We start from the raw sequence: 19,510 nt of genomic DNA, 5'->3' as shown, positions 1-19,510 counted from the left end.
GGTCGCGTTCTCGCCTACCGCGTGAGTCGGTCGGCGAGAGCGCGAATGCGGTGAGTGATGTCGTCGCGGATCAGCCGCATCCGCTCGACGCCGTCGATGCCCCGCTGCGAGGGCTCATCGGTGTCCCACACTTCGAGGACCACACCAGGCGGGGGCGTGACCTCGGCGGTGCCGACCACCACGACGAGATCCGCAGCCTGCATCAGTTCGTCGGTCAGTTGCCGCGGCTGGTGGCCGGCGACATCGGCGCCGACTTCGGCGAGCACCTGGGCAGACAGTTCGTTGACCTGCCCGCCGATCTTCGCACTGGTTCCAGCCGATGATGCTGCGATCTCGTGGGTGACCGTGGGCGTGAGATATTCGGCCATCACCGATTTTCCGCGGTTGGACACGCACACGAACAGCACCTGCGGTGGCGTGTTCATCGGCCGGCCTGCTGGTCGGCGGGTGCGAGTTCGTCGAGCAGATCCTCGACGAGCCTGCGGATCTGGTCGCGGATCGGGCGGACCGCGTCAATGCCTTGACCTGCTGGGTCGTCGAGGGCCCAGTCGCGGTAGCTGATGCCGGGGAATACCGGGCACGCATCGCCACAGCCCATGGTGATCACGACGTCGGAGGATTCGACGGCGTCGGGGGTGAGGATCTTGGGTGACTGGTCAGAGATGTCGATACCAACTTCAGCCATCGCCTCGATGGCAGCAGGGTTGATCGAGTCGGCGGGTGTGGATCCGGCGGAGCGGACCTCGACGCTGTCGTGGCCGAGTGCGGTGAGGAAACCGGCGGCCATCTGCGAGCGGCCCGCGTTGTGGACGCACACGAACAGCACGCTGGGTCGAGAGGAAGACATGACAGACAAGCCCTTTCGGGGATGGTGGAAGCTCGGGAAAGTCACACACGTTCGGTCGCGAGCTCGACCAAGAGCTCGCGAACTCGGGTATCGAGATCGTCGCGGATCGCGCGAACCTCGTTGAGGGGGCGGCCCTGCGGATCAGAGACCGTCCAGTCCAGGTAACGCTTGCCGAGATAGATCGGGCACGCGTCGCCGCAACCCATCGATACCACCACGTCAGCGGCGGCGACCACATCGTCGGTGAGCGGCTTGGGGTACTCGGTCCCCAGATCGACACCGATCTCAGACATCGCCTCCACGACGGTCGGGTTGATCGAATGAGCCGGCACCGATCCGGCCGAGCGCACATGCACTCGCCCGGCGGCGTGATGGGTTAGCAGTCCGGCAGCCATCTGCGAGCGCCCGGCGTTCTGCACGCAGATGAACAACACCTCGGGCACATCCTTGGGCACTGAACCCTCGGCCTGGGCCAGGGCGCGTAACCGATCGGCAGCGAACCGGCCGGCGAGAGTCGTCAGGTGCGCATGCACCCGCGAGGTGCGCCGTAACGCGGTGTACGACTCGAAGACACAGCGTTCGACCGTCTGCCGAGACACCACCCCCTCGTACTTTGCGGCCAGGTCAGCGGCCGTGCGGGCAAGCACGGTATGGGGCATCAACAGTTCAGGTTGGGCGCGGTGTTCACCGCGCCTCAGACGTTCGTCCAACATGTACTCAGACATCGCGAGCGGTCTCCTTCACCCCGTCTGGGCTGGAACTGGCAGCGGCGGTCGGGCCGGTGAGGCGCTTCCGCAACGCGAGGGACACATAGACCAAGGCCACGAGGACGGGAACCTCGATGAGCGGTCCGATGACCCCGGCCAGGGCCTGCCCGGAGGTCGCACCGTAGGTGGCGATCGCAACCGCGATGGCGAGTTCGAAGTTGTTGCCCGCGGCAGTGAATGCCAGCGTGGTGGTGCGCGCATACCCCAAACCCATCGCGGCGCCGAGCGCGAACCCACCGCCCCACATCACCGCAAAGTAGATCAGCAGCGGCAGAGCGATCCGCACGACATCCCAGGGCTGCGAGGTGATCTGCTCACCCTGCAACGCGAACAGGATGACGATCGTGAACAACAATCCGTAGAGCGCCCACGGCCCCAGGCGCGGCAAGAACGACGACTCGTACCACTCACGACCCTTGGTGCGTTCACCAATCCGGCGGGTCAGATAGCCTGCGACCAAAGGGATGCCGAGGAAAATCAGCACCGACTTCGCGATCTGCCAGGGCGAGGCGTCGATGGTCGTCTGTTCCAGGCCGAGCCAGCCGGGCAGCACCGAGAGGTAGAACCACCCGAGCACGGCGAACATCACCACCTGAAACACCGAGTTCAGGGCGACCAGGACGGCAGCGGCTTCGCGGTCACCGCACGCCAGGTCGTTCCAGATGATGACCATCGCGATACATCGGGCCAGCCCGACGATGATCAGTCCGGTCCGGTACTCCGGCAAGTCCGGGAGCAGCAGCCAGGCCAGCGCGAACATCAACGCCGGGCCAAGGACCCAATTCAGCAGAAGCGACCCGAGGAGCAGGCGGCGGTCGCCGGTGACCGAGTCCAGCTTGTCGTAGCGCACCTTGGCCAGCACCGGATACATCATGATCAGCAACCCGAGAGCGATCGGCAGCGAGATGCCATCGACCTCGACCGCGGCCAACGTGTCACCCAGGCCTGGAACAATACGCCCGAGCAGCAGTCCGGCGACCATCGCTGCGCCGATCCACACCGGCAGAAACCGGTCCAGCGTCGACAGCTTGCCCGCGACCGCGGTGTCAGGGGCGGTCACCGGTCGGCCTCACACGAGCGTGTTTCCCCCACGACCGTAGCGAGATCGCCCAGCAGATCCGACAGTTGCTGCAGCGCTTCAGCGTTCACCCGGTAGTACACCCACGTCGCGCGGCGCTCACTGGTCACCAAGCCCGCTTCGCGCAGCACCTTCAGGTGATGTGAGATCGTCGGCTGCGACAACTCGAAGGGTCCGGAAATGTCGCACACGCAGGCTTCGCCTCCCGGATGCGCGGCAACCTCCGACAACAACCGCAACCGAACCGGATCCGCAAGCGCCTTCAACAGTGGGGTGAGGGCCCCGGTCTGGTCACCACTGAGGCCGCGGCCCGGTGGCAGCAGAAGATTCTTATTCGACACTCGTCAATATTGACATACGTCAATGCAAGCGACAAGGCGTCGATTCCGTTCAGCGGGTGTGACATGCCCGATGGGCTGCAGCCAAGCCGGCACCCTGGTCTTCGGTTCACGCTGCGAGCACTCGACGCTCAGGCGGTGGCAGTTAACGAACCTATCGATCCTGTCGTGCGGCTGGCGATCTCGCAGTGGCCTGATGATGCACCCCGCGGAGCGGTCTCGACATTCTGCGCCGAACACGGGATTTCGCGGAAGTCGTTCTACGAGTTGCGTAAACGAGCACGAGTGGATGGGCCGGCGGCGGTCCTGGAACCCCGTACCCGCCGCCCGAAATCGAGCCCGTCAGCGCTCAATGAGGAGGTCAAAGCGCAGGCGGTGGCCGTGCGCGCCGCGTTGGAAGCATCCGGTCTGGATCACGGGCCGATCAGCGTGCACGACAAGATGCAGTCGATGGGGTTGACGCAGGTGCCTTCGACGGCCTCGCTGGCCCGGATCTTCCGCGAAGCCGGTGTCGCTCGCCGTGAGCCGAAGAAGAAGCCCCGCTCGGCGTGGCGGCGGTTCGTCTACCCGGCGCCGAATGCGTGCTGGCAACTCGATGGCACCGAGTACGTCCTGACCGGTGGCCGCAGGTGCGTCATCCTGCAGCTCATCGACGATCACTCGCGCTACGCCGTGGGCTCACATGTGGCCGACGGTGAAACCGCTGAGGCTGCGATCGCCGTGTTCGACAAAGCAGTGAGCGCCCACGGAGTACCTCAACGACTCCTCACCGACAATGGGCCCGCGCTCAACCCCTCCCGGCGCGGACGTCTCGGCCAGCTCGTCGAGCACGTCCGCGTGCTCGGGGTGGAAACGATCACCGGCAAGCCCTACAAGCCGACCACGCAGGGAAAGAACGAGCGATTCCATCAGACGCTGTTCCGGTATCTGGACAAGCAGCCATTGGCTGACACCCTGGCCGAGTTGCAGGCCCAGGTTGACGCGTTCGATCACATCTACAACACCCAACGGCCTCACCAGGGCCTGCCGGGGCGGGTCACACCACTGGCCGCGTGGCAAGCCACACCGAAAGCCGATGCGCCACACCCGATAGCCGGTGGGTCAGTGTTCGACCGACCTACACCGCGCCCGCGGCCGGCGCCGCGCCCACCCGCCGATCTGCCCGAGGGCGTCCTGGTACGAACTGTCAGCACTTCCGGCACCATCAGCGTGGACTCAGTCACCTACATGGTCGATGTGGACCACGCCTTCGACCAGGTCCTCGTCGGCATCGACGAGGACGTAATCGTCATCGCCAGCACCGAACAAGAAGTCATTGTCGAACACCCCCGGCCCGCTCCCGGCATCACCTACGTCGGCAACAGCCGACCGCGCGGCCCACGTCCCACCAAGAAGACCGGACCGTCACCGAAGTCCTGACACACCAACTGTCACCGAAGTCCTGATTCAGAACTGTCACCGAAGACCCGATACATCACATTTCCAAGTCCCGGACGTCCTACAAATCGAACCACGACGTACTGACAGGCCTCCGACTTCGAGATAATCGTGTCTGCGTGGCGGCCAGTGCGAATCACCATGGCTGGAGCTCAGGCGACAAGAGAGATCATCGTGAGACACACCGTTTAGTTCAGGACGGTGACCGCGAGATCGCGGTGCCGGCGCTGATACACCGAGCCGAAGCGTGCATCGATCCGAATCCACGCCGCCGACATCCGGATTCGTACCGGTTCGTCGGCTGCGATCGCCCCGGTGTCGGAGGTCTCGGTGACCGCTCGTCCGTCCGCGTCGCGGATGAATCCCATGCCGGTCAGGGCGAAGACCGATCGCATGCTCACCGCGGCCCGCAGCGCACCCTCCTCCGACGTGACCTCGAGGACATCCTGATCGAGCAGACCCGTTGCGGGACCGTGCCCGCTCCCCTCCTCGCGCGCCACCCGGGCGCCTTCTCGGGACAGTTCGACCACGCTGCGGGCGGGTACGTCGTCGATGTGCCGGAACCCGACCGCAGCGGGAAGCGCTCCGCGCCAGGCACTGTCGAGTGAGAAGCCGGGATCGACCGCGGTGCCCGGGCCGGCCGATTCGACGGTCGCACGCAGTGTCGAAGCGTCGCACACGATGTCGGTCGGCGCGATTCGTCCGGTCACCGACCGGGTGGCGAGGACGTCGAACCCGGTATGTGCCCACAAGGCCACCAGACCGTCCGAACGCGCGACCACCCGGACGACGGCGGCATCGTCGAGACGTACTGCGTGCGAGAGGAACGCGAGGGCGTTCGATCGGTCCGAGGACGCGAACTCGATGAACCGCTCCATCAACTCGGCCCGCCGCGTGTGGCCGATTCCCCGGCAGGGCGGCGGAATCCGGCGAGGTAGACCTTCTGTTCCGGGGTGAGCCGGGCGATGCGCTGGGCCGCCACGTCGAAGGCGACGAGCTGTGTGCTGGCGACCACGGCGGGGCGAGAGGCGGGGTCGGCACCCGCCGCGCGCACTTCGTAGCCGACGGTGAAGTCGACGGCCCGCAGGCGTTCGACGAACATGGTGACCTCGATCGGCCCCTCGGAATGACGCAGCTGCGCTTGATATCTCACGTGTAGGTCGGCGACGAGGCAGCCGTCGCGCAGGGGCGCGGTCGGTCGGCCGTCGTAGAAGAGCCAGGGAATGCGCGCCTCTTCGAGCAACGTCACCATCCGGGCGTGGTTGATGTGCGCGTAGACATCCATGTCCGACCAGCGCACCGGCACCTTGACCAGGTATCCGTCAGCGGTCGTGGTCCCGGCGTCCTCGTTGAGCACGTGCGTCATCCCCTGTGAGATCGGTGTCGGCGGGCGGCCAGCGCGGCCACCCCGGCCCAACCCTACGCACTACCCGACCCGGTCAAGCAGGCGCGATCTCCACCGGCAGACCGTTGAGGACGACGGTCCCCGAGAGCGGGTCCAGCAGGGCGCCGTCGTTCAGGTCGTTCACGTTCACACCCGGCTCGGCGGCAGCGACGCCCAGTCTGATGCCGTCGACATCATGACCCCACCCGTGCGGCAGCGACGCGACCCCGGGCCGGATGTCGGTGGTGATCTCGACGGGGACGGTCAGCGAACCGCCCGCACCGCGGACCTTGGCGACGTCGGAGATGCCGAGTCGGTCGGCATCGTCGGGATGCATGAGCAGGGTGCAGCGATTGGTACCGCCGGTGAGGGCCGGGAGATTGTGCATCCAGCTGTTGTTCGACCGCAGGTGGCGGCGGCCGACCAGCAGCAGGCTGCCGTCGGCGGCCGGCGCCGGGTCGCCCCCGGCGTCCACCGCTGCGCTCAGGCGCGCGAGGTCGCCGATGAGCGGGTCGGGAGCGAGTTCGATCTTGCCGGATGCCGTGCGGAGCACCCCGGGCAGGCGCGGCCGCATCGGCCCCAGGTCGATGCCGTGCGGCGCGGCCAGCACATCCGCGAACGTGAGGCCGTCGCGGGAGCCGAAGGCGTCGCCGTACGCCCCGAGGCGGAACAGCATGTCCAGACGACGCTGGTGTCCGGGCGCGTCGGGCAACATCGCGACGAGCGAGGCGACGTCACGGCCGGCGACGGGCGAATAGGGGTCGGTGACCTCCTTGGACAGCGTGGCCGCGATGACCTGTTCGTCGACGAGGCCCGGGTCGGCGTCGCTCCCGGCCCCGGACAGGCCCAGGATCAGTCGGCAGACGATCTCGATCTCGTCGGGACGGCCTGCTGGCAGCGGCAACACGGGCGGCGAGTAGCGGGCGGTGGCCCGGACCGCCAGGTTGTTCAGGATGGCGTCGAAATGCGGACTCTGCGATGGGCGCGGCGGCGGCAGCACGACGTGTGCGTGCCGCGTCGTCTCGTTCAGATAGGGGTCGACGCAGACCACGAACTGTGCGTCGTGGAGTGCGCGTCCCAGTCGTGCACCGTTGGGTGCGGACAGGACGGGGTTGCCCGAGACCGTCACCAGCGCCCGCAACCGCCCCTCGCCGGGCGTCTCGAACTCCTCGGCCATCGCGACGGCGGGGAGCTCACCGCCGACCTCCGCGTGACCGGAGACCCGGCTGCGCCACCGCCCGGTACGGAACCCCCGGCCCGCACGGGCCGGGCGGGGCGACGGAGCGGTCGGTGCGAGCGGGAACATCACTCCCCCGGGCCGGTCGAAGTTGCCGGTGAGGATGTTCACCACGTCGATGAGCCAACTGCCGATGGTCCCGAATTGCACTGTGGTGGTGCCCATCCGGCCGTAGACGGCGGCCGATTCCGCCGCGGCGATCGACCGGGTGAGTGCCCGGATGTCGGCGGCCGCCACACCACAGAACGACGCCACCCGTTCGGGAGTGAACTCGCGCATCTCGTCGCGCAGCGCCTCCACACCGAGGACATGCGCGGCGATCCCGCCGAGGTCGTCGGCCACGAGATCCTCGTCGAACAGGCACTGCACCACCGCGCACAGCAGCGCCGCATCCGTTCCGGGCCGCGGCGCGATGTGGGTGTCCGCGAGCTTCGCCGTGCGGGTGCGAGCCGGGTCGATGACGGTCAGGCGGCCGCCCCGGCGGCGCAGCGCGGTCAGTTTTCCGGGGAAGTCGGCGGCGGTGGTCACACTGCCGTTGGAGACCACCGGGTTCGCTCCGATGATCACGAGATGATCGGTGCGGTCGAGGTCCGGGACGGCGAAGGTCCCGGCATGACCGACGAGGTAACCGGTGGCCGCCTGCTTCGGCATCTGGTCGAGGGTGCTGGCGCTGAACACGTTGCGGGTACCGAGTGCCCGGATGAGCAAGGGCGCGTACATCGTGCCGGCGACGGTGTGCGCGGACGGATTGCCGAGGTAGAAGCCGATCGACTCGCCGCCGGAGGTCGAGATCACCTCGCGCAGCCCGTCGACCGCAGCGGTGAGCGCTGTGTCCCAATCGGTTTCGACGAGCCGACCATCGCGCCGGATGAGCGGACGGTCGAGGCGATCGGGATCGTTGTCGAGCTGGGCGAAACTCGCACCCTTCGGACACAGGTAGCCGGCACTGAACACGTCGTCGGCGTCACCGCGCGCGGCGGTGACGATCTCGCCGCCGGTCGTGCGGTCCCGGCCGATGGTGAGGGTCAGACCGCAGGTGGCCTCGCAGAGCGGGCAGATGCGCGGTGCGGTTCGGGTCATGTGCTCAGGCTAGGCGCTCGGCACACCTGACTGCGACGGATTCGACGACGGCAGCCGTCGCCTGCGCATCAGCGGATCACGCTCCTCAGCTGCCGGGCCGCGACGGAGAGCGTGGCCAGGTCCGCGGTCCCGGTCTCCTCGATCTCCCGGAGCACGCTACGTACCCGGCTCAGCCGGTTCGACCGCGAGGACTCCCACTCGGCGATCTTGTCGGCCGTGCTCTCGCCGGGTTCGCTGACCTCCAGGATCCGCAGGGTCAGCGCACGGAGCGCACCGTGCATGTCGTCACGCACTGCCAACCGGGCCAGCGCATGCCATCGATCGCCGAATTCGAGTCCCGACACCGCCGTGAGCAGCTGTTCGAGACCGAAGTGCTCCATCACCCCGAAGTAGAGGTCGCCGACCTCGCCGGCGTCCCGGTCGGCGATCTCGGCCGCGTCGATGATGTCGAGCAGACAGAAGCGGTGCAGGCTAGCCGCGACGGTGTGGGCGAGGTCCTCGGGAACGCCGTGCTCGATGTAGGTGTCGGCGCGCTCGGCGACATCGCGTGCCGAGCTCAGCCCGTACCAGTCGTCGATGACCTCGGACAGTGCTGCCACCCGCTCGCCGTAGCGGGTGATCTCGGCGGCCATGGCCAATGGTTGCGGCCGGAAGGCGAGCAGCCACCGCGAGGCGCGGAACAGCAGACGGCGAGCGTACAGCATCATCTCGTCGACGGCCTCGACCGTAGCCGGTGCATGCCGGATGCCCTCGAACACCTCGTTCATGCCGAAGACCTTGTTGGACACCACATACGCGCGGACGCCCTCCTCGGTACTGCAGCTGCTCCCCTCGCTCAACCGGAACAGGTGGGTCATCCCGGCGTGGTCGATCACGTCGTTGACGAGGGTCGTCGCCACGATCTGACGCCGCAACCGGTGTCCGCTGATCGCGTCGGAATGCTCGGTGCGCACCGCGTCCGGGAAGTAGCGCGCGACGCGGGGTGCGAACACGTCGTTGTCGGGGAGGTCGGTGGCGAGCAGGTCGGATTTGGACTCGAGCTTGACGTGCGCCATGAGCGTGGCGAACTCGGGCGACGTGAGACCGCGGTGGAGCTCACTGCCGACCCGCTTGCGCAGCTCGCGCGGCTCGGGCAGCGCTTCCAGGCGTAGGTCGACGCCCCGTTTGGCGGCGAGGTGTTCGAGCATGCGGGCGTGCACCTCCACTCGCAGCAGCTCGAATGTGCGGCAGAATCCGAGCTCGGAGTTCTGCGAGATGTTGTCGGCGAGAACGAGTTCGGCGACCTCGTCGGTCATCGACTCCAGTAGGGGGTCGCGTTCGTCGGCGTCGAGGCCGCCCGCCGAGACCGCCGCGTCGAGCAGGATCTTGATGTTCACCTCGTGGTCGGAACAGTCGACCCCGGCCGAGTTGTCGAGGGCGTCGGTGTTGATCCGGCCCCCGGCGAGGTCGAACTCGATGCGCCCGCGTTCGGTGACCCCGAGGTTGCCGCCCTCTCCGATCACCTTGGCACGCAACTCGTTTCCGTCGACTCGGATCGCGTCGTTGGACTTGTCGCCGACACTCGCATGTGATTCGGTCGACGCCTTCACGTAGGTCCCGATGCCGCCGTTCCACAGGAGGTCGACTGGAGCGAGCAGGATCGCGCGTATCAATTCGGGTGGTGAGAGTTCTGTCGTGCCGTCTTCCATGCCCAGCGCGTCCACCATCTCGGGGGTGATCGGGATCGACTTGCGGTCGCGCTCCCACACCCCGCCGCCGGCACTGATGAGGTCGGTGTCGTAGTCCGCCCACGACGACCGCGGGAGGCCGAACAACCGCTTCCGTTCGGTGAACGACGCCGCCGCCTCCGGATCGGGGTCGACGAAGATGTGCCGGTGATCGAACGCGGCGACGAGCCGGATGTGCTCGCTGAGCAGCATCCCGTTGCCGAACACGTCGCCGCTCATGTCGCCGATCCCGACAACGGTGAAGTCCTGCGACTGTGTGTCGGTCCCCATCTCGCGGAAATGCCGCTTGACCGACTCCCACGCGCCCCGGGCAGTGATACCCATGGCCTTGTGGTCGTATCCGGCCGACCCGCCGGAGGCGAAGGCGTCGCCGAGCCAGAACCCGTACGACTTCGACACGTCGTTGGCGATGTCGGAGAACGAGGCGGTGCCCTTGTCGGCCGCCACCACCAGGTAGGTGTCGTCGGAGTCGAGCCGGACGACCCCGCGGGCGGGGATGACCTCACCGGTCGCGAGGTCGATGTTGTCGGTCACGTCGAGCAGGCCGGCGATGAACTGCCGGTAGCACGCGATCCCTTCCTCCCGCTGCGCCTCCCGGTCCCGCGCGGCGTCACCGGTCGGCGGCGGCGGCCGTTTGACCACGAAACCGCCCTTGGCGCCGAGCGGCACGATCACCGCGTTCTTCACCGCCTGCGCCTTGACCAGGCCGAGGATCTCGGTGCGGAAATCCTCCCGGCGGTCCGACCATCGCAGGCCGCCACGGGCGACCGAGCCGAATCGGAGGTGCACCCCCTCCACGCGCGGTGAGTAGACGAAGATCTCGTGCAGCGGACGGGGTTCAGGGGTCTGCGGGATGTCGCGCGGACGGAGTTTGAACGAGATGACCGGACAGTGATCGGAGTCCGACGACCCGCCGTCGACGAAGTAGTTCGTGCGGTCGGTCGCCGACAGCACCGCCGCGAACGCGGAGACGATGCGGTCGGCATCGAGGCTCAACACGAGTCCGATCTCCTCGTCGAGCTTGTCGCGTACCCGCTTTCGGCGCTGTTCGTCGGCGGTGTCGGGGTCGAACGACGCGACGAACAGGTCGACGAGGCCGCGGGTGATGGCGAGGTGCTGGCCGAGGACGCTGGCGACGTGGGCCGAACTGTACGAGAACCCGCATTGACGCAGGTACTGCCCGTAGGCGCGCAGCATGGCCGCCGACCGCCAGTCCAGGCCCGACCTGATGACGAGTTCGTTGTAGGCGTCGACGTCCGCACCGGCGAGCCAGATCCGGCGGAACGCCTCGGTGAACCGGTCGGCGAGGTCGTCGGCGTGGTCGAGGTCGACGGTCATCCCGGCCGCGAGTTGGACGCTGAATTCGTAGGCCCAGCAGACGGTGTCGTCGAGCCGATGAATCTCGTACGGGTGCTCCTCGAGGACGTCGAGACCGAGACTGTGCAACACCGGCAGGACATCGGTCAGTGTCGCCGACGCACCGCAGAGGTACAGCGTGAAGATCCACCGGTCCGGTTCTCGCCCGTCGGTCGCCGTCTCGGCGGCGTCGAGGGTCACGTCGATCTCACCCGGTTCCAGACCCACGACGCGGATGAGGTCGGCGAGGGCCGCGTGCGGTTCGCGGAGCTCCTTGTAGTCCTCCGACAGCGAGGACAACTGGCGCAGCAGCACGTCCGGGCCGCCGTCGAGTCCCGCGATGTCCTCTGCGACAGCCAGTTCGCGCACCCGCTCGTCCCAACCGCGGATGGCGGCGACCAGCGCCGCTTGCACGCGTGCGTGGGCCGGTGATCCGGTGTCGACCGATCCGAGCTCGGCCGCCGTCGTCGGGTCGATACAGACCAGCACCTGCAATAGTGCCAACGGCATCTCGCTGACACGCGCCGTGTACTCCAGCCCGGTTCCGTCCACCTCGGCGACGAGCGCGCGCTCGAGGGCGAGCCGGGTGGACGTGTTGTAGCGATCCCGGGGCAGGTAGATGAGGGCAACAGCGGTGCGGCCGTCGAAGTTGGTGCGCAGGAACAGCCGCAGCGACCGCGTCGCCACCGCGTCCAGCATCTCGGTCAGGCGGCGTTCGAGCTCGTCCTCGGTGGACGAGAACATCTCCACCAGCGGATAGTTCTGCAGCAGCTCGATCATGGACTGACCGGCGAAGGAATCCTCCTCGACGCCCGCCTGCGCGAGGACGTCGTGCACCTTGGCGCGCAGGACCGGGACGTCGAGCACCGCCTGATGATTGCCGGCGGAGGTGAGGGTACCCAGGAAACGATGCTCGCCGTCGTGATCGCCATTCGCATCGAACGTCGGAACCTGCACGAGCACCGGGAAATTGGTGCGCTGGATGCCGGTCGCCACGAACACCCGGCTGACCCGCGGGACCAGCGGACGATCAGTCACCGACGGGAAGTCGCGGCTGATGGAGTCGGTTCGCCACACACCGAGACGGTCGGCGTCCCCGGCGGGCCCGTCCCCGCCCACCCGCACATGGCCCAGCGGGTGGAAGTGGTTGCCGGCGAACCACTCGAGCAGTGCGGCGTACTCACCACGGTCGGCGTCGGAGACTCCGGCCCCCGGCAGCGGCGCCTCGGCCATCCCGGCGGCGCACTCGGCCATCCGAGAGCGCATCGCCGACGCGTCGGCGTCGACGTCGATGACCCGCGAGACGACCTCGCGGAGGTCGTCGCGCAGCGGTTCAGGATCGATGCCCGGGTGACGTGCGAGCCCGCAGACCGCGATCCAGGACTCCGGGGTCGTCTCGCCGGAGTCGACGGCGACGAGTGTGCCGTCGGGGTCCCGCTGAACGGGTATCACCGGGTGGTCCATGCGATCGACGGTGAGGTCGTGCGCCTCGACCGTGGCCAGGACGGCTTCGACGAGCATCGGCATGTCGTCGTTGACGACGAGGATCTCGACGGTGCCGCCCTCGCCCGCGGTCACCCCGACGAGCGCCTCTCCGCGGCGGCGGACCCGCGCGTCATCGAGATGTCTGCGCACCCGGTCGGCGGCCGACTCACCTGCCGACCCGTCGGTCCGCGACCTGAAGTAGTGGTCCACCGCGTCCGGAACGAGTGACGTCACATCTGCCGATGCTAGTCACCCGCGCCGGGCGGAACCGGGATTAATCGCGAGTCAGTTTGCGGTGCGTGACCCGGTGCGGGCGGGCGGCGTCGGCGCCGAGGCGATCGACCTTGTTGGCCTCGTAGGCCTCGAAGTTGCCCTCGAACCAGAACCACTGCCCCTCTTCGACGTTGCCCTCCCACGCCAGGATGTGGGTACAGGTGCGGTCGAGGAACCAGCGGTCGTGGCTGATGACCACGGCACACCCGGGGAACTGCTCCAGCGCGTTCTCCAGCGAGCCCAGGGTCTCGACGTCGAGGTCGTTGGTCGGCTCGTCGAGAAGGATCAGGTTGCCGCCCTCTTTCAGGGTGAGCGCGAGGTTCAGGCGGTTGCGCTCACCACCGGAGAGCACCTCCGAGCGCTTCTGCTGGTCAGGGCCCTTGAACCCGAAGGCGCTGACGTAGGCGCGCGAGGGCATCTCGTTCTGGCCGACCTCGATGTAGTCGAGCCCGTCGGAGACGACCTCCCACACCGTCTTCTTGGGGTCGATGTTGGCGCGGCTCTGGTCGACGTAACTCAGCTTGACCGTCTCGCCGACCTTCACCGTGCCCGAATCGGGCTGCTCGAGGCCGACGATCGTCTTGAACAGGGTCGTCTTGCCAACGCCGTTCGGACCGATCACACCGACGATGCCGTTGCGCGGCAGGGTGAACGACAGGTCCTTGATGAGAACCCGGCCCTCGAAGCCCTTGTCCAGGTGCGAGACCTCGACCACGACGTCGCCCAGGCGCGGCGGCGTCGGGATCTGGATCTCCTCGAAGTCGAGCTTGCGGGTCTTCTCCGCTTCGGCCGCCATCTCCTCGTAGCGTGCGAGGCGGGCCTTGTTCTTGGTCTGGCGGGCCTTGGCGCCGGAGCGGACCCAGGCGAGCTCTTCCTTGAGCCGCTTCTGCAGCTTCTGGTCCTTCTTGCCCTGGACCTCGAGACGCTCGGCCTTCTTCTCCAGGTAGGTCGAGTAGTTGCCCTCGTAGGGGTGCAGCTTGCCGCGGTCGACCTCACAGATCCACTGCGCGACGTGATCGAGGAAGTACCGGTCGTGGGTCACGGCCAGCACTGCTCCCGAGTAGTTCGCGAGGAACTGCTCCAGCCACAGCACCGACTCGGCGTCGAGGTGGTTGGTCGGCTCGTCGAGCAGCAGGAGGTCGGGCTTCTGCAGCAGCAGTTTGCACAGTGCGACGCGGCGACGTTCACCACCGGACAGGTGGGTGACCGGCGAATCGGCCGGCGGGCAGCGCAGCGCATCCATCGCCTGCTCCAGCTGGGAGTCGAGGTCCCAGGCGTCGTTGTTGTCCAGGTCCTCCTGGAGCTTGCCCATCTCTTCCATCAGCTCGTCGGAGTAGTCCGTCGCGAGCTGTTCGGCGATCTCGTTGAAGCGGTCGAGCTTGACCTTGATCTCACCCATGCCCTCCTCGACGTTCTCCTTGACCGTCTTCTCCTCGTTGAGGGGCGGCTCCTGCAGGAGGATGCCGACGGTTGCGTCGGGGTCGAGGAACGCCTCGCCGTTCGACGGCTGGTCCAGGCCGGCCATGATCTTCAGGATCGACGACTTGCCCGCGCCGTTGGGTCCCACGACGCCGATCTTGGCGCCCGGGTAGAAGGACATGGTGACGTCGTCGAGGATGACCTTGTCGCCGTGCGCCTTGCGAACCTTCTTCATCGTGTAGATGAACTCAGCCACGTGAAAACTCCTTCGGACCTGCTCGATGCCGTGTGATCTGTCTGCCGCGGACGCGGGGGTGCGCGCCCGGGCGCACACACAATGGGGACAAGCCTAGTCGCCGTCGCATGCCGGGCGACGGTCCGGTGCGTCTGCGCCGGTTCGGTGCACCGTCTTTCGCGGTTGACGCGCGGGTGGGCAGGTTTGCCGAGAGAATGTCGTGGGGACGAGAACGGGGGGAATGGGTGAGCGCCGTGCCGGTGTGCGGCGGCGAGGCGATGGGAGCGGTCGATGGGTGCGGTACCCAGATGGACGATCGTGTCCGTGGTCCTGGGTGTCATGGTCGGGTCGATGGGCGTCGTCGCCTGCGAGCCGGCGCCGCGCGAGTGTCCGCCGACCATCTCTCCCCTGCACGGCCCGGCCGGGGACTGCCTGCGGTTCGGTGTCAGCACCCCGAGCGGCCCGCTCCGCCCGGCCGAGGTCGCCGCGGTCACCGACCTCGTCGGGGTCCGGCCGACCGTCAACCTGTTCTTCGAGGACTTCACCGCGATCCCCCCGATCGCCGCACTCGACGCCGTGGTCGCCTCGGGTGCCGAACCGGTGGTCACCTGGGAGCCGTGGCGCCACCTCGGTGGTGACGACTACGACTGGGGCGCGTTCACGATGTCGTCGATCGTGGCCGGAGCCCACGACGACTACCTGTACCGCTGGGCCGACGAACTCGTCGCCTGGGGCGGGATCGTCTACCTCCGGTTCGCGCACGAGCCGAACGGCGACTGGTACCCGTGGAGCCCCGCCGGCGGGACCTCCCCCGAGCTGTACATCGCCGCGTGGCGCCATGTCCACGACCTCTTCGCGTCCAAGAACGCGACCAACGTGAAGTGGGTGTGGGCCCCGAATGTCCCCCTTTCCGACGACGCTCCGCTGTCACGCTGGTACCCGGGCGACACCTACGTCGACGTCCTGGGGATCGACGGCTACAACTGGGGCGCGGTGCCCGGCCACCGATGGACTCCGCCGGCGGAGTTGTTCGCCGATTCGTTTGCACAGCTTCGTAACTTGTCCTCCGAGAAACCGATACTCGTCACAGAGGTCGGGTCGACAGAAGCCGGTGGTTCCAAAGCCGACTGGATCGCCGACCTGGTGACCTACCTCGACGACGCCGACGACGTCACCGGCTTTGTCTGGTTCGACCACGACAAAGAAGCGGACTGGAGATTGGGCAGCACGGCAGCAGCGGGCGCCGCGATGGCGCACGCACTCGAGAAAGCGGGACTGAGGTGACCCTGGTGGACGCGCACATCGATGCCGACATCGAAGAGGCACGACTGCATTCGATGCAGCAGTTGAACGTACTCGACTCGCCCCCGGAGGATCGGTTCGCGCAGATCACCCGGATGGCGAAAGCCGTGTTCGGCGTACCGATGTCGACGGTGTCGCTGCTCGACCGAGACCGGCAGTGGTTCAAGGCGGTCGACGGCATCGAGCTGCAGAACCTGCCGCGGGAACAGACGGTGTGCCAGGTGACGGTCGCGCGCGCCTATGACCACCCCGACGATCCGGCGCTGATCATCCCCGACGTCTCGAAGGTCCCGGCCTTCGCCGCGATCCCGCAGATCGCCGCAGACGACGGAATCCGCTTCTACGCGGGATATCCGCTGTACGGCCCCGGCGGACATCCCGTGGGGACCTTCTGTCTGTACGACACCCGGCCGCGGGAACTCACCACCGATCAGGAGGCGGCGTTCCGCGAGCTCGCCGCATGGGCGCAGCGGGAGATCGCGAACAGCGACGACCTGGAACGCGCGGCACTGGTGCAGCGTCAATTGCTGCCGCCGCCTCTCGGAGTCGTCCCCGGCTGGTCGATCGCGGCGATGTGCCTGCCCGCCTTCGCCGTCGGCGGCGATTTCTACGATCACTACCCCTGGAGCGACGGCCTGGTGTTCACCGTCGCCGACGTCATGGGAAAGGGGCTCGGCGCGGCGATCCTCACGGCGACGGTCCGGTCGGCGATCCGAGCCGCATCCCGCGCACTCGACGCCGCCGGACATGCCGCGGCCGACGCCGACCTCGCGAAGGTGGTCGAGACGGTGGCCGATCAGCTCGCCGACGACTTCGCCGGCACCGAGACGTTCGCGACCGCGTTCCATGCACGCCTGCACACCGACGAGGGGCAGCTCGAGTACGTGGACGCCGGCCACGGTCTGTCGATCGTCCGCCGGGCCGCCGGAGGTGTGGAGTCGCTCCCCGGGGGCGGTCTGCCGATCGGCATCCTGCGCGACGACACCTGGGACTCCGCCCGGGTCCACCTCGATCCCGGCGACATGGTCGTCATCACCTCCGACGGGCTGCTGGACCTCTTGCCGTCTGGTGACGAGTCGGCGTTGCAGGCACTGTTCGCCGACACCTCGACCCCGTCGGAGGCGTGCTCGATGGTGAGCGAACTGGTCGCCTCACGGCCGCCGATCGACGATGTGACCGTCGTGGCCATTCGTCGAGACGATGCGGGATGAGCGAGAGCGTCGAGGAGGCCACACTCGCACGCACGGCTCCGTCGCCATGGCTGCGACTGCTGATCGTCGCCGCCGCGATCCTCGGGATCAACTACATCGTGTGGCGCTGGCTGGCGTCGGTGAACTGGGACGCCTGGTGGATCGCGGTTCCCCTGGTCGTCGCCGAAACGTACAGCCTGATCGACTCATTGCTGTTCGGGCTGACGATGTGGCGACTGCAGCATCGCCCCGACCCGCCTCCCCCGCCCGAGGGCGCCACCGTCGACGTCTTCATCACCACCTACAACGAACCCCTGGATCTGGTGATGAAGACCGCCGTCGCGGCGAAGGCGATCACCTACCCGCACACCACGTGGATCCTCGACGACGGTGATCGACCCGAGCTCGCCGAGGCCGCGGCCCAGGCAGGCATCGGGTACATCACGCGATCGTCGAACTGGCTCGACAAACCACGACACGCCAAGGCCGGCAACCTGAACAACGCCCTGATGCAGACCGACGGCGAGTTCCTCCTCATCCTCGACGCCGATCAGATCCCCGAACCGCAGATCCTCGACCGCACGCTCGGCTACTTCCACGACGACAAGATGGCCCTCGTCCAGACGCCGCAGTATTTCGTGAACGTGCCGCCCGGGGACCCGCTCGGCAGCCAGGCTCCGCTGTTCTACGGGCCGATCCAGCAGGGCAAGGACGGGTGGAACGCCGCGTTCTTCTGCGGATCCAACGCCGTGCTGCGCCGGGAGGCGCTGATGCAGCTCGGCATCACCCAGTACGTCTCCGCCGTCTCCGACGGCATCGATCGCGCCCTGCGCACCGCGCGTTCTGTCCTCAAGTCGACGCGCAAGCAGGTCGGGAAAGACAACCCCACCGCCTCGGCCGCGCTCGACGCCGTCGACGAGGCCGTGAAAGACGCTCGCGCGCAGCTGAAGAAGAAAGAGCCACTGGCCGAGATCACCTATCGCTTCCAGGCGCGCGTCGACGAGGCGGCACGCGGGCTCGTCGACGCCGACGTCGAGGCCATGCGCGCCGACCTCGAGGCCATCGAGGCGCTCACCGAGCTGAGCGAGCAGGAAGCCGGTGCCGGCGCCGTCGACTACGACGCACTCGCGGTCCTCGCCGAGCGCGAGTGGTCGCCGCTCGGCGCCATCGAATCCATCCGCGCCATGGTCGCGGCGGTCGACGTCGGGCGATCCGACGAGGCCCAGCCCATGCTGCCCCTGGCCACCATCTCGGTGACCGAGGACATGGCGACCTGTATGCGGTTGCACGCCCTCGGCTGGAACTCCGCCTACCATCACGAGAATCTTGCCTTCGGCCTGGCGCCGGAGGACCTGAAAACCATGGTGACGCAACGGCTTAGGTGGGCGCAGGGCACGATCCAGGTGATGCTGCGGGAGAACCCGCTGGTACAGAAGGGCCTCACCCTCACCCAGCGACTCATGTACTGGGCGACGATGTGGAGCTACCTCGCCGGTTTCGCGGCCATCGCCTACATCGCGGCACCGGTGGTCTACCTGGTGCTGGGCATCCTGCCGGTCGAGGCCTACAGCTGGGACTTCTTCCTGCGGCTGATCCCGTTCCTGGTGGTCAACCAGATACTGTTCCTGGTGGTGGCACGAGGCACGCCGACGTGGCGCGGCCAGCAGTACAGCCTCGCTCTGTTCCCCGTCTGGATCAAGGCGTGCACCACCGCATTTCGCAACGTCTACATGAACCGTCCACTCGGTTTCGCGGTGACCCCGAAGACCAAGCAGTCGCAGGATGCGTTGCCCTGGCACATCGTTCGGCCACAGCTGATCGCGATGGCGTTGCTCGTGGTGGCCTCGGTCATCGGTGTCGTGCAGCTGTACCGGGGCGCCGTCTCCGTTCTCGGCGTCGGCGTGAACCTGTTCTGGGTAGTGTTCGATCTGGTGATCCTGAGCGTTGTCATCACCGCGGTGCGGTACCGCGGTCCCGATGAGGAAGGGCAGTGATGGCGAATTTCGCAACACGTAGCGTCGACGGCGGCGCCGTGGCGATCCGGCCCGAGGGCCGGCTCAACATGGTTGTCGCCCCGCGACTCCGAGACCAGTTGCACGAGTTGGTCGGGTCCGGTTCGGCCCGGATCGTCGTCGACCTGTCCGGCACCGACTTCATCGATTCCTCGGGCCTGGGCGCACTCGTCTCCGGGTTGAAGGTGGCACGCCAGGCCGGCGGCGACCTCCGGATCGCGGCCCCGACGCCGCAGGTGGTCACCGTCCTGGAGTTGACCAATCTCAATCGCGTTCTGCGCGTCCACCCGTCGGCCGACGACGCCTTCGACGGGGCCTGACGGGACCCGTCCCACTCACCCAG

Annotated in this window: 15 protein-coding genes; 5 read left to right on the top strand and 10 right to left on the bottom strand. The window is 67.5% G+C overall.

The window, feature by feature from the left end; all coding sequences use genetic code 11:
* Positions 1 to 14: 14 nt before the first annotated feature.
* The 5 genes from MVF96_RS09930 to MVF96_RS09910 are packed head-to-tail and all read right to left on the bottom strand — an operon-like array spanning position 15 to position 3,033.
* On the bottom strand, positions 15 to 425 hold the full coding sequence (locus MVF96_RS09930) for an arsenate-mycothiol transferase ArsC (protein ID WP_137811027.1): 411 nt from the start codon (positions 423 to 425) through the stop codon (positions 15 to 17).
* Positions 422 to 847, bottom strand: coding sequence for an arsenate reductase ArsC (locus MVF96_RS09925; protein WP_137811028.1), 426 nt, complete (start codon positions 845 to 847; stop codon positions 422 to 424). Before MVF96_RS09925 ends, MVF96_RS09930 begins: the two co-directional genes overlap by 4 nt.
* Positions 848 to 888: 41 nt before the next feature.
* Positions 889 to 1,572 (bottom strand): arsenate reductase/protein-tyrosine-phosphatase family protein, encoded by a 684-nt coding sequence (locus tag MVF96_RS09920; RefSeq protein WP_137811029.1) that lies wholly within the window; start codon positions 1,570 to 1,572, stop codon positions 889 to 891.
* On the bottom strand, positions 1,565 to 2,674 hold the full coding sequence (arsB, locus tag MVF96_RS09915; protein WP_137811030.1) for an ACR3 family arsenite efflux transporter: 1,110 nt from the start codon (positions 2,672 to 2,674) through the stop codon (positions 1,565 to 1,567). Before arsB ends, MVF96_RS09920 begins: the two co-directional genes overlap by 8 nt.
* Positions 2,671 to 3,033: an ArsR/SmtB family transcription factor gene (locus tag MVF96_RS09910; protein ID WP_137811031.1), complete on the bottom strand. Its 363-nt coding sequence runs from the start codon at positions 3,031 to 3,033 to the stop codon at positions 2,671 to 2,673. Before MVF96_RS09910 ends, arsB begins: the two co-directional genes overlap by 4 nt.
* 63 nt (positions 3,034 to 3,096) lie before the next feature.
* Between MVF96_RS09910 and MVF96_RS09905 the strand changes: the two genes are divergently transcribed.
* The gene (locus tag MVF96_RS09905; RefSeq protein ID WP_472891427.1) at positions 3,097 to 4,449 is read left to right on the top strand and encodes an integrase core domain-containing protein; all 1,353 of its coding nucleotides are present in this window, start codon (positions 3,097 to 3,099) and stop codon (positions 4,447 to 4,449) included.
* A 206-nt stretch (positions 4,450 to 4,655) separates the two neighbouring features.
* Here the strand turns inward: MVF96_RS09905 and MVF96_RS09900 are convergent, their stop codons facing one another.
* The 5 genes from MVF96_RS09900 to ettA all read right to left on the bottom strand — a co-directional run bounded on the left by MVF96_RS09900 (position 4,656) and on the right by ettA (position 14,684).
* A complete protein-coding gene (locus MVF96_RS09900; RefSeq protein WP_058250035.1) occupies positions 4,656 to 5,345 on the bottom strand; it encodes a DUF8010 domain-containing protein in 690 nt (229 codons plus the stop codon).
* Complete coding sequence (locus MVF96_RS09895; RefSeq protein WP_065629020.1) at positions 5,345 to 5,833, bottom strand: acyl-CoA thioesterase; 489 nt, start codon at positions 5,831 to 5,833, stop codon at positions 5,345 to 5,347. Before MVF96_RS09895 ends, MVF96_RS09900 begins: the two co-directional genes overlap by 1 nt.
* Before the next feature lie 73 nt (positions 5,834 to 5,906).
* Positions 5,907 to 8,168: a molybdopterin-dependent oxidoreductase gene (locus MVF96_RS09890; RefSeq protein ID WP_247451921.1), complete on the bottom strand. Its 2,262-nt coding sequence runs from the start codon at positions 8,166 to 8,168 to the stop codon at positions 5,907 to 5,909.
* A 68-nt stretch (positions 8,169 to 8,236) separates the two neighbouring features.
* Positions 8,237 to 12,970 carry an NAD-glutamate dehydrogenase gene (locus MVF96_RS09885; protein WP_247451920.1) on the bottom strand — a complete coding sequence of 1,578 codons (4,734 nt, stop codon included), beginning with the start codon at positions 12,968 to 12,970 and terminating at the stop codon, positions 8,237 to 8,239.
* A 40-nt stretch (positions 12,971 to 13,010) separates the two neighbouring features.
* Positions 13,011 to 14,684 (bottom strand): energy-dependent translational throttle protein EttA, encoded by a 1,674-nt coding sequence (ettA, locus tag MVF96_RS09880; RefSeq protein WP_065629023.1) that lies wholly within the window; start codon positions 14,682 to 14,684, stop codon positions 13,011 to 13,013.
* Between the two features lie 270 nt (positions 14,685 to 14,954).
* On the opposite strand from ettA, the gene MVF96_RS09875 reads away from it, so the two are divergent.
* From MVF96_RS09875 to MVF96_RS09860, 4 genes are read left to right on the top strand one after another with little or no spacing between them, the layout of a single operon-like run.
* Complete coding sequence (locus MVF96_RS09875) at positions 14,955 to 15,947, top strand: glycoside hydrolase family 26 protein (protein WP_159370609.1); 993 nt, start codon at positions 14,955 to 14,957, stop codon at positions 15,945 to 15,947.
* Positions 15,944 to 17,176 (top strand): PP2C family protein-serine/threonine phosphatase, encoded by a 1,233-nt coding sequence (locus MVF96_RS09870; RefSeq protein WP_247451919.1) that lies wholly within the window; start codon positions 15,944 to 15,946, stop codon positions 17,174 to 17,176. Before MVF96_RS09875 ends, MVF96_RS09870 begins: the two co-directional genes overlap by 4 nt.
* On the top strand, positions 17,173 to 19,149 hold the full coding sequence (locus tag MVF96_RS09865) for a glycosyltransferase family 2 protein (RefSeq protein WP_159370607.1): 1,977 nt from the start codon (positions 17,173 to 17,175) through the stop codon (positions 19,147 to 19,149). The genes MVF96_RS09870 and MVF96_RS09865 overlap by 4 nt, the downstream gene beginning before the upstream one ends.
* Entirely contained in the window at positions 19,149 to 19,487 is a 339-nt protein-coding gene (locus MVF96_RS09860) for an STAS domain-containing protein (RefSeq protein WP_058250027.1), read from the top strand. The genes MVF96_RS09865 and MVF96_RS09860 overlap by 1 nt, the downstream gene beginning before the upstream one ends.
* The last annotated feature ends 23 nt before the right edge of the window (positions 19,488 to 19,510 follow it).

It is taken from the genome of Gordonia hongkongensis (genome assembly GCF_023078355.1).
GTDB classification, from domain to species: Bacteria; Actinomycetota; Actinomycetes; order Mycobacteriales; family Mycobacteriaceae; genus Gordonia; species Gordonia hongkongensis.
This window is presented reverse-complemented; position numbering and strand designations above follow the sequence as displayed.

Coding starts and splice junctions, on each gene's coding strand:
- MVF96_RS09920 (WP_137811029.1), bottom strand. CDS start 1,572: ATGTCTGAGTACATGTTGGACGAACGTCTGAGGCGCGGTGAACACCGC.
- MVF96_RS09890 (WP_247451921.1), bottom strand. CDS start 8,168: ATGACCCGAACCGCACCGCGCATCTGCCCGCTCTGCGAGGCCACCTGC.
- MVF96_RS09860 (WP_058250027.1), top strand. CDS start 19,149: ATGGCGAATTTCGCAACACGTAGCGTCGACGGCGGCGCCGTGGCGATC.
- MVF96_RS09905 (WP_472891427.1), top strand. CDS start 3,097: ATGCCCGATGGGCTGCAGCCAAGCCGGCACCCTGGTCTTCGGTTCACG.
- MVF96_RS09930 (WP_137811027.1), bottom strand. CDS start 425: ATGAACACGCCACCGCAGGTGCTGTTCGTGTGCGTGTCCAACCGCGGA.
- MVF96_RS09925 (WP_137811028.1), bottom strand. CDS start 847: ATGTCTTCCTCTCGACCCAGCGTGCTGTTCGTGTGCGTCCACAACGCG.
- MVF96_RS09865 (WP_159370607.1), top strand. CDS start 17,173: ATGAGCGAGAGCGTCGAGGAGGCCACACTCGCACGCACGGCTCCGTCG.
- MVF96_RS09875 (WP_159370609.1), top strand. CDS start 14,955: ATGGGTGCGGTACCCAGATGGACGATCGTGTCCGTGGTCCTGGGTGTC.
- MVF96_RS09900 (WP_058250035.1), bottom strand. CDS start 5,345: ATGGAGCGGTTCATCGAGTTCGCGTCCTCGGACCGATCGAACGCCCTC.
- MVF96_RS09895 (WP_065629020.1), bottom strand. CDS start 5,833: ATGACGCACGTGCTCAACGAGGACGCCGGGACCACGACCGCTGACGGA.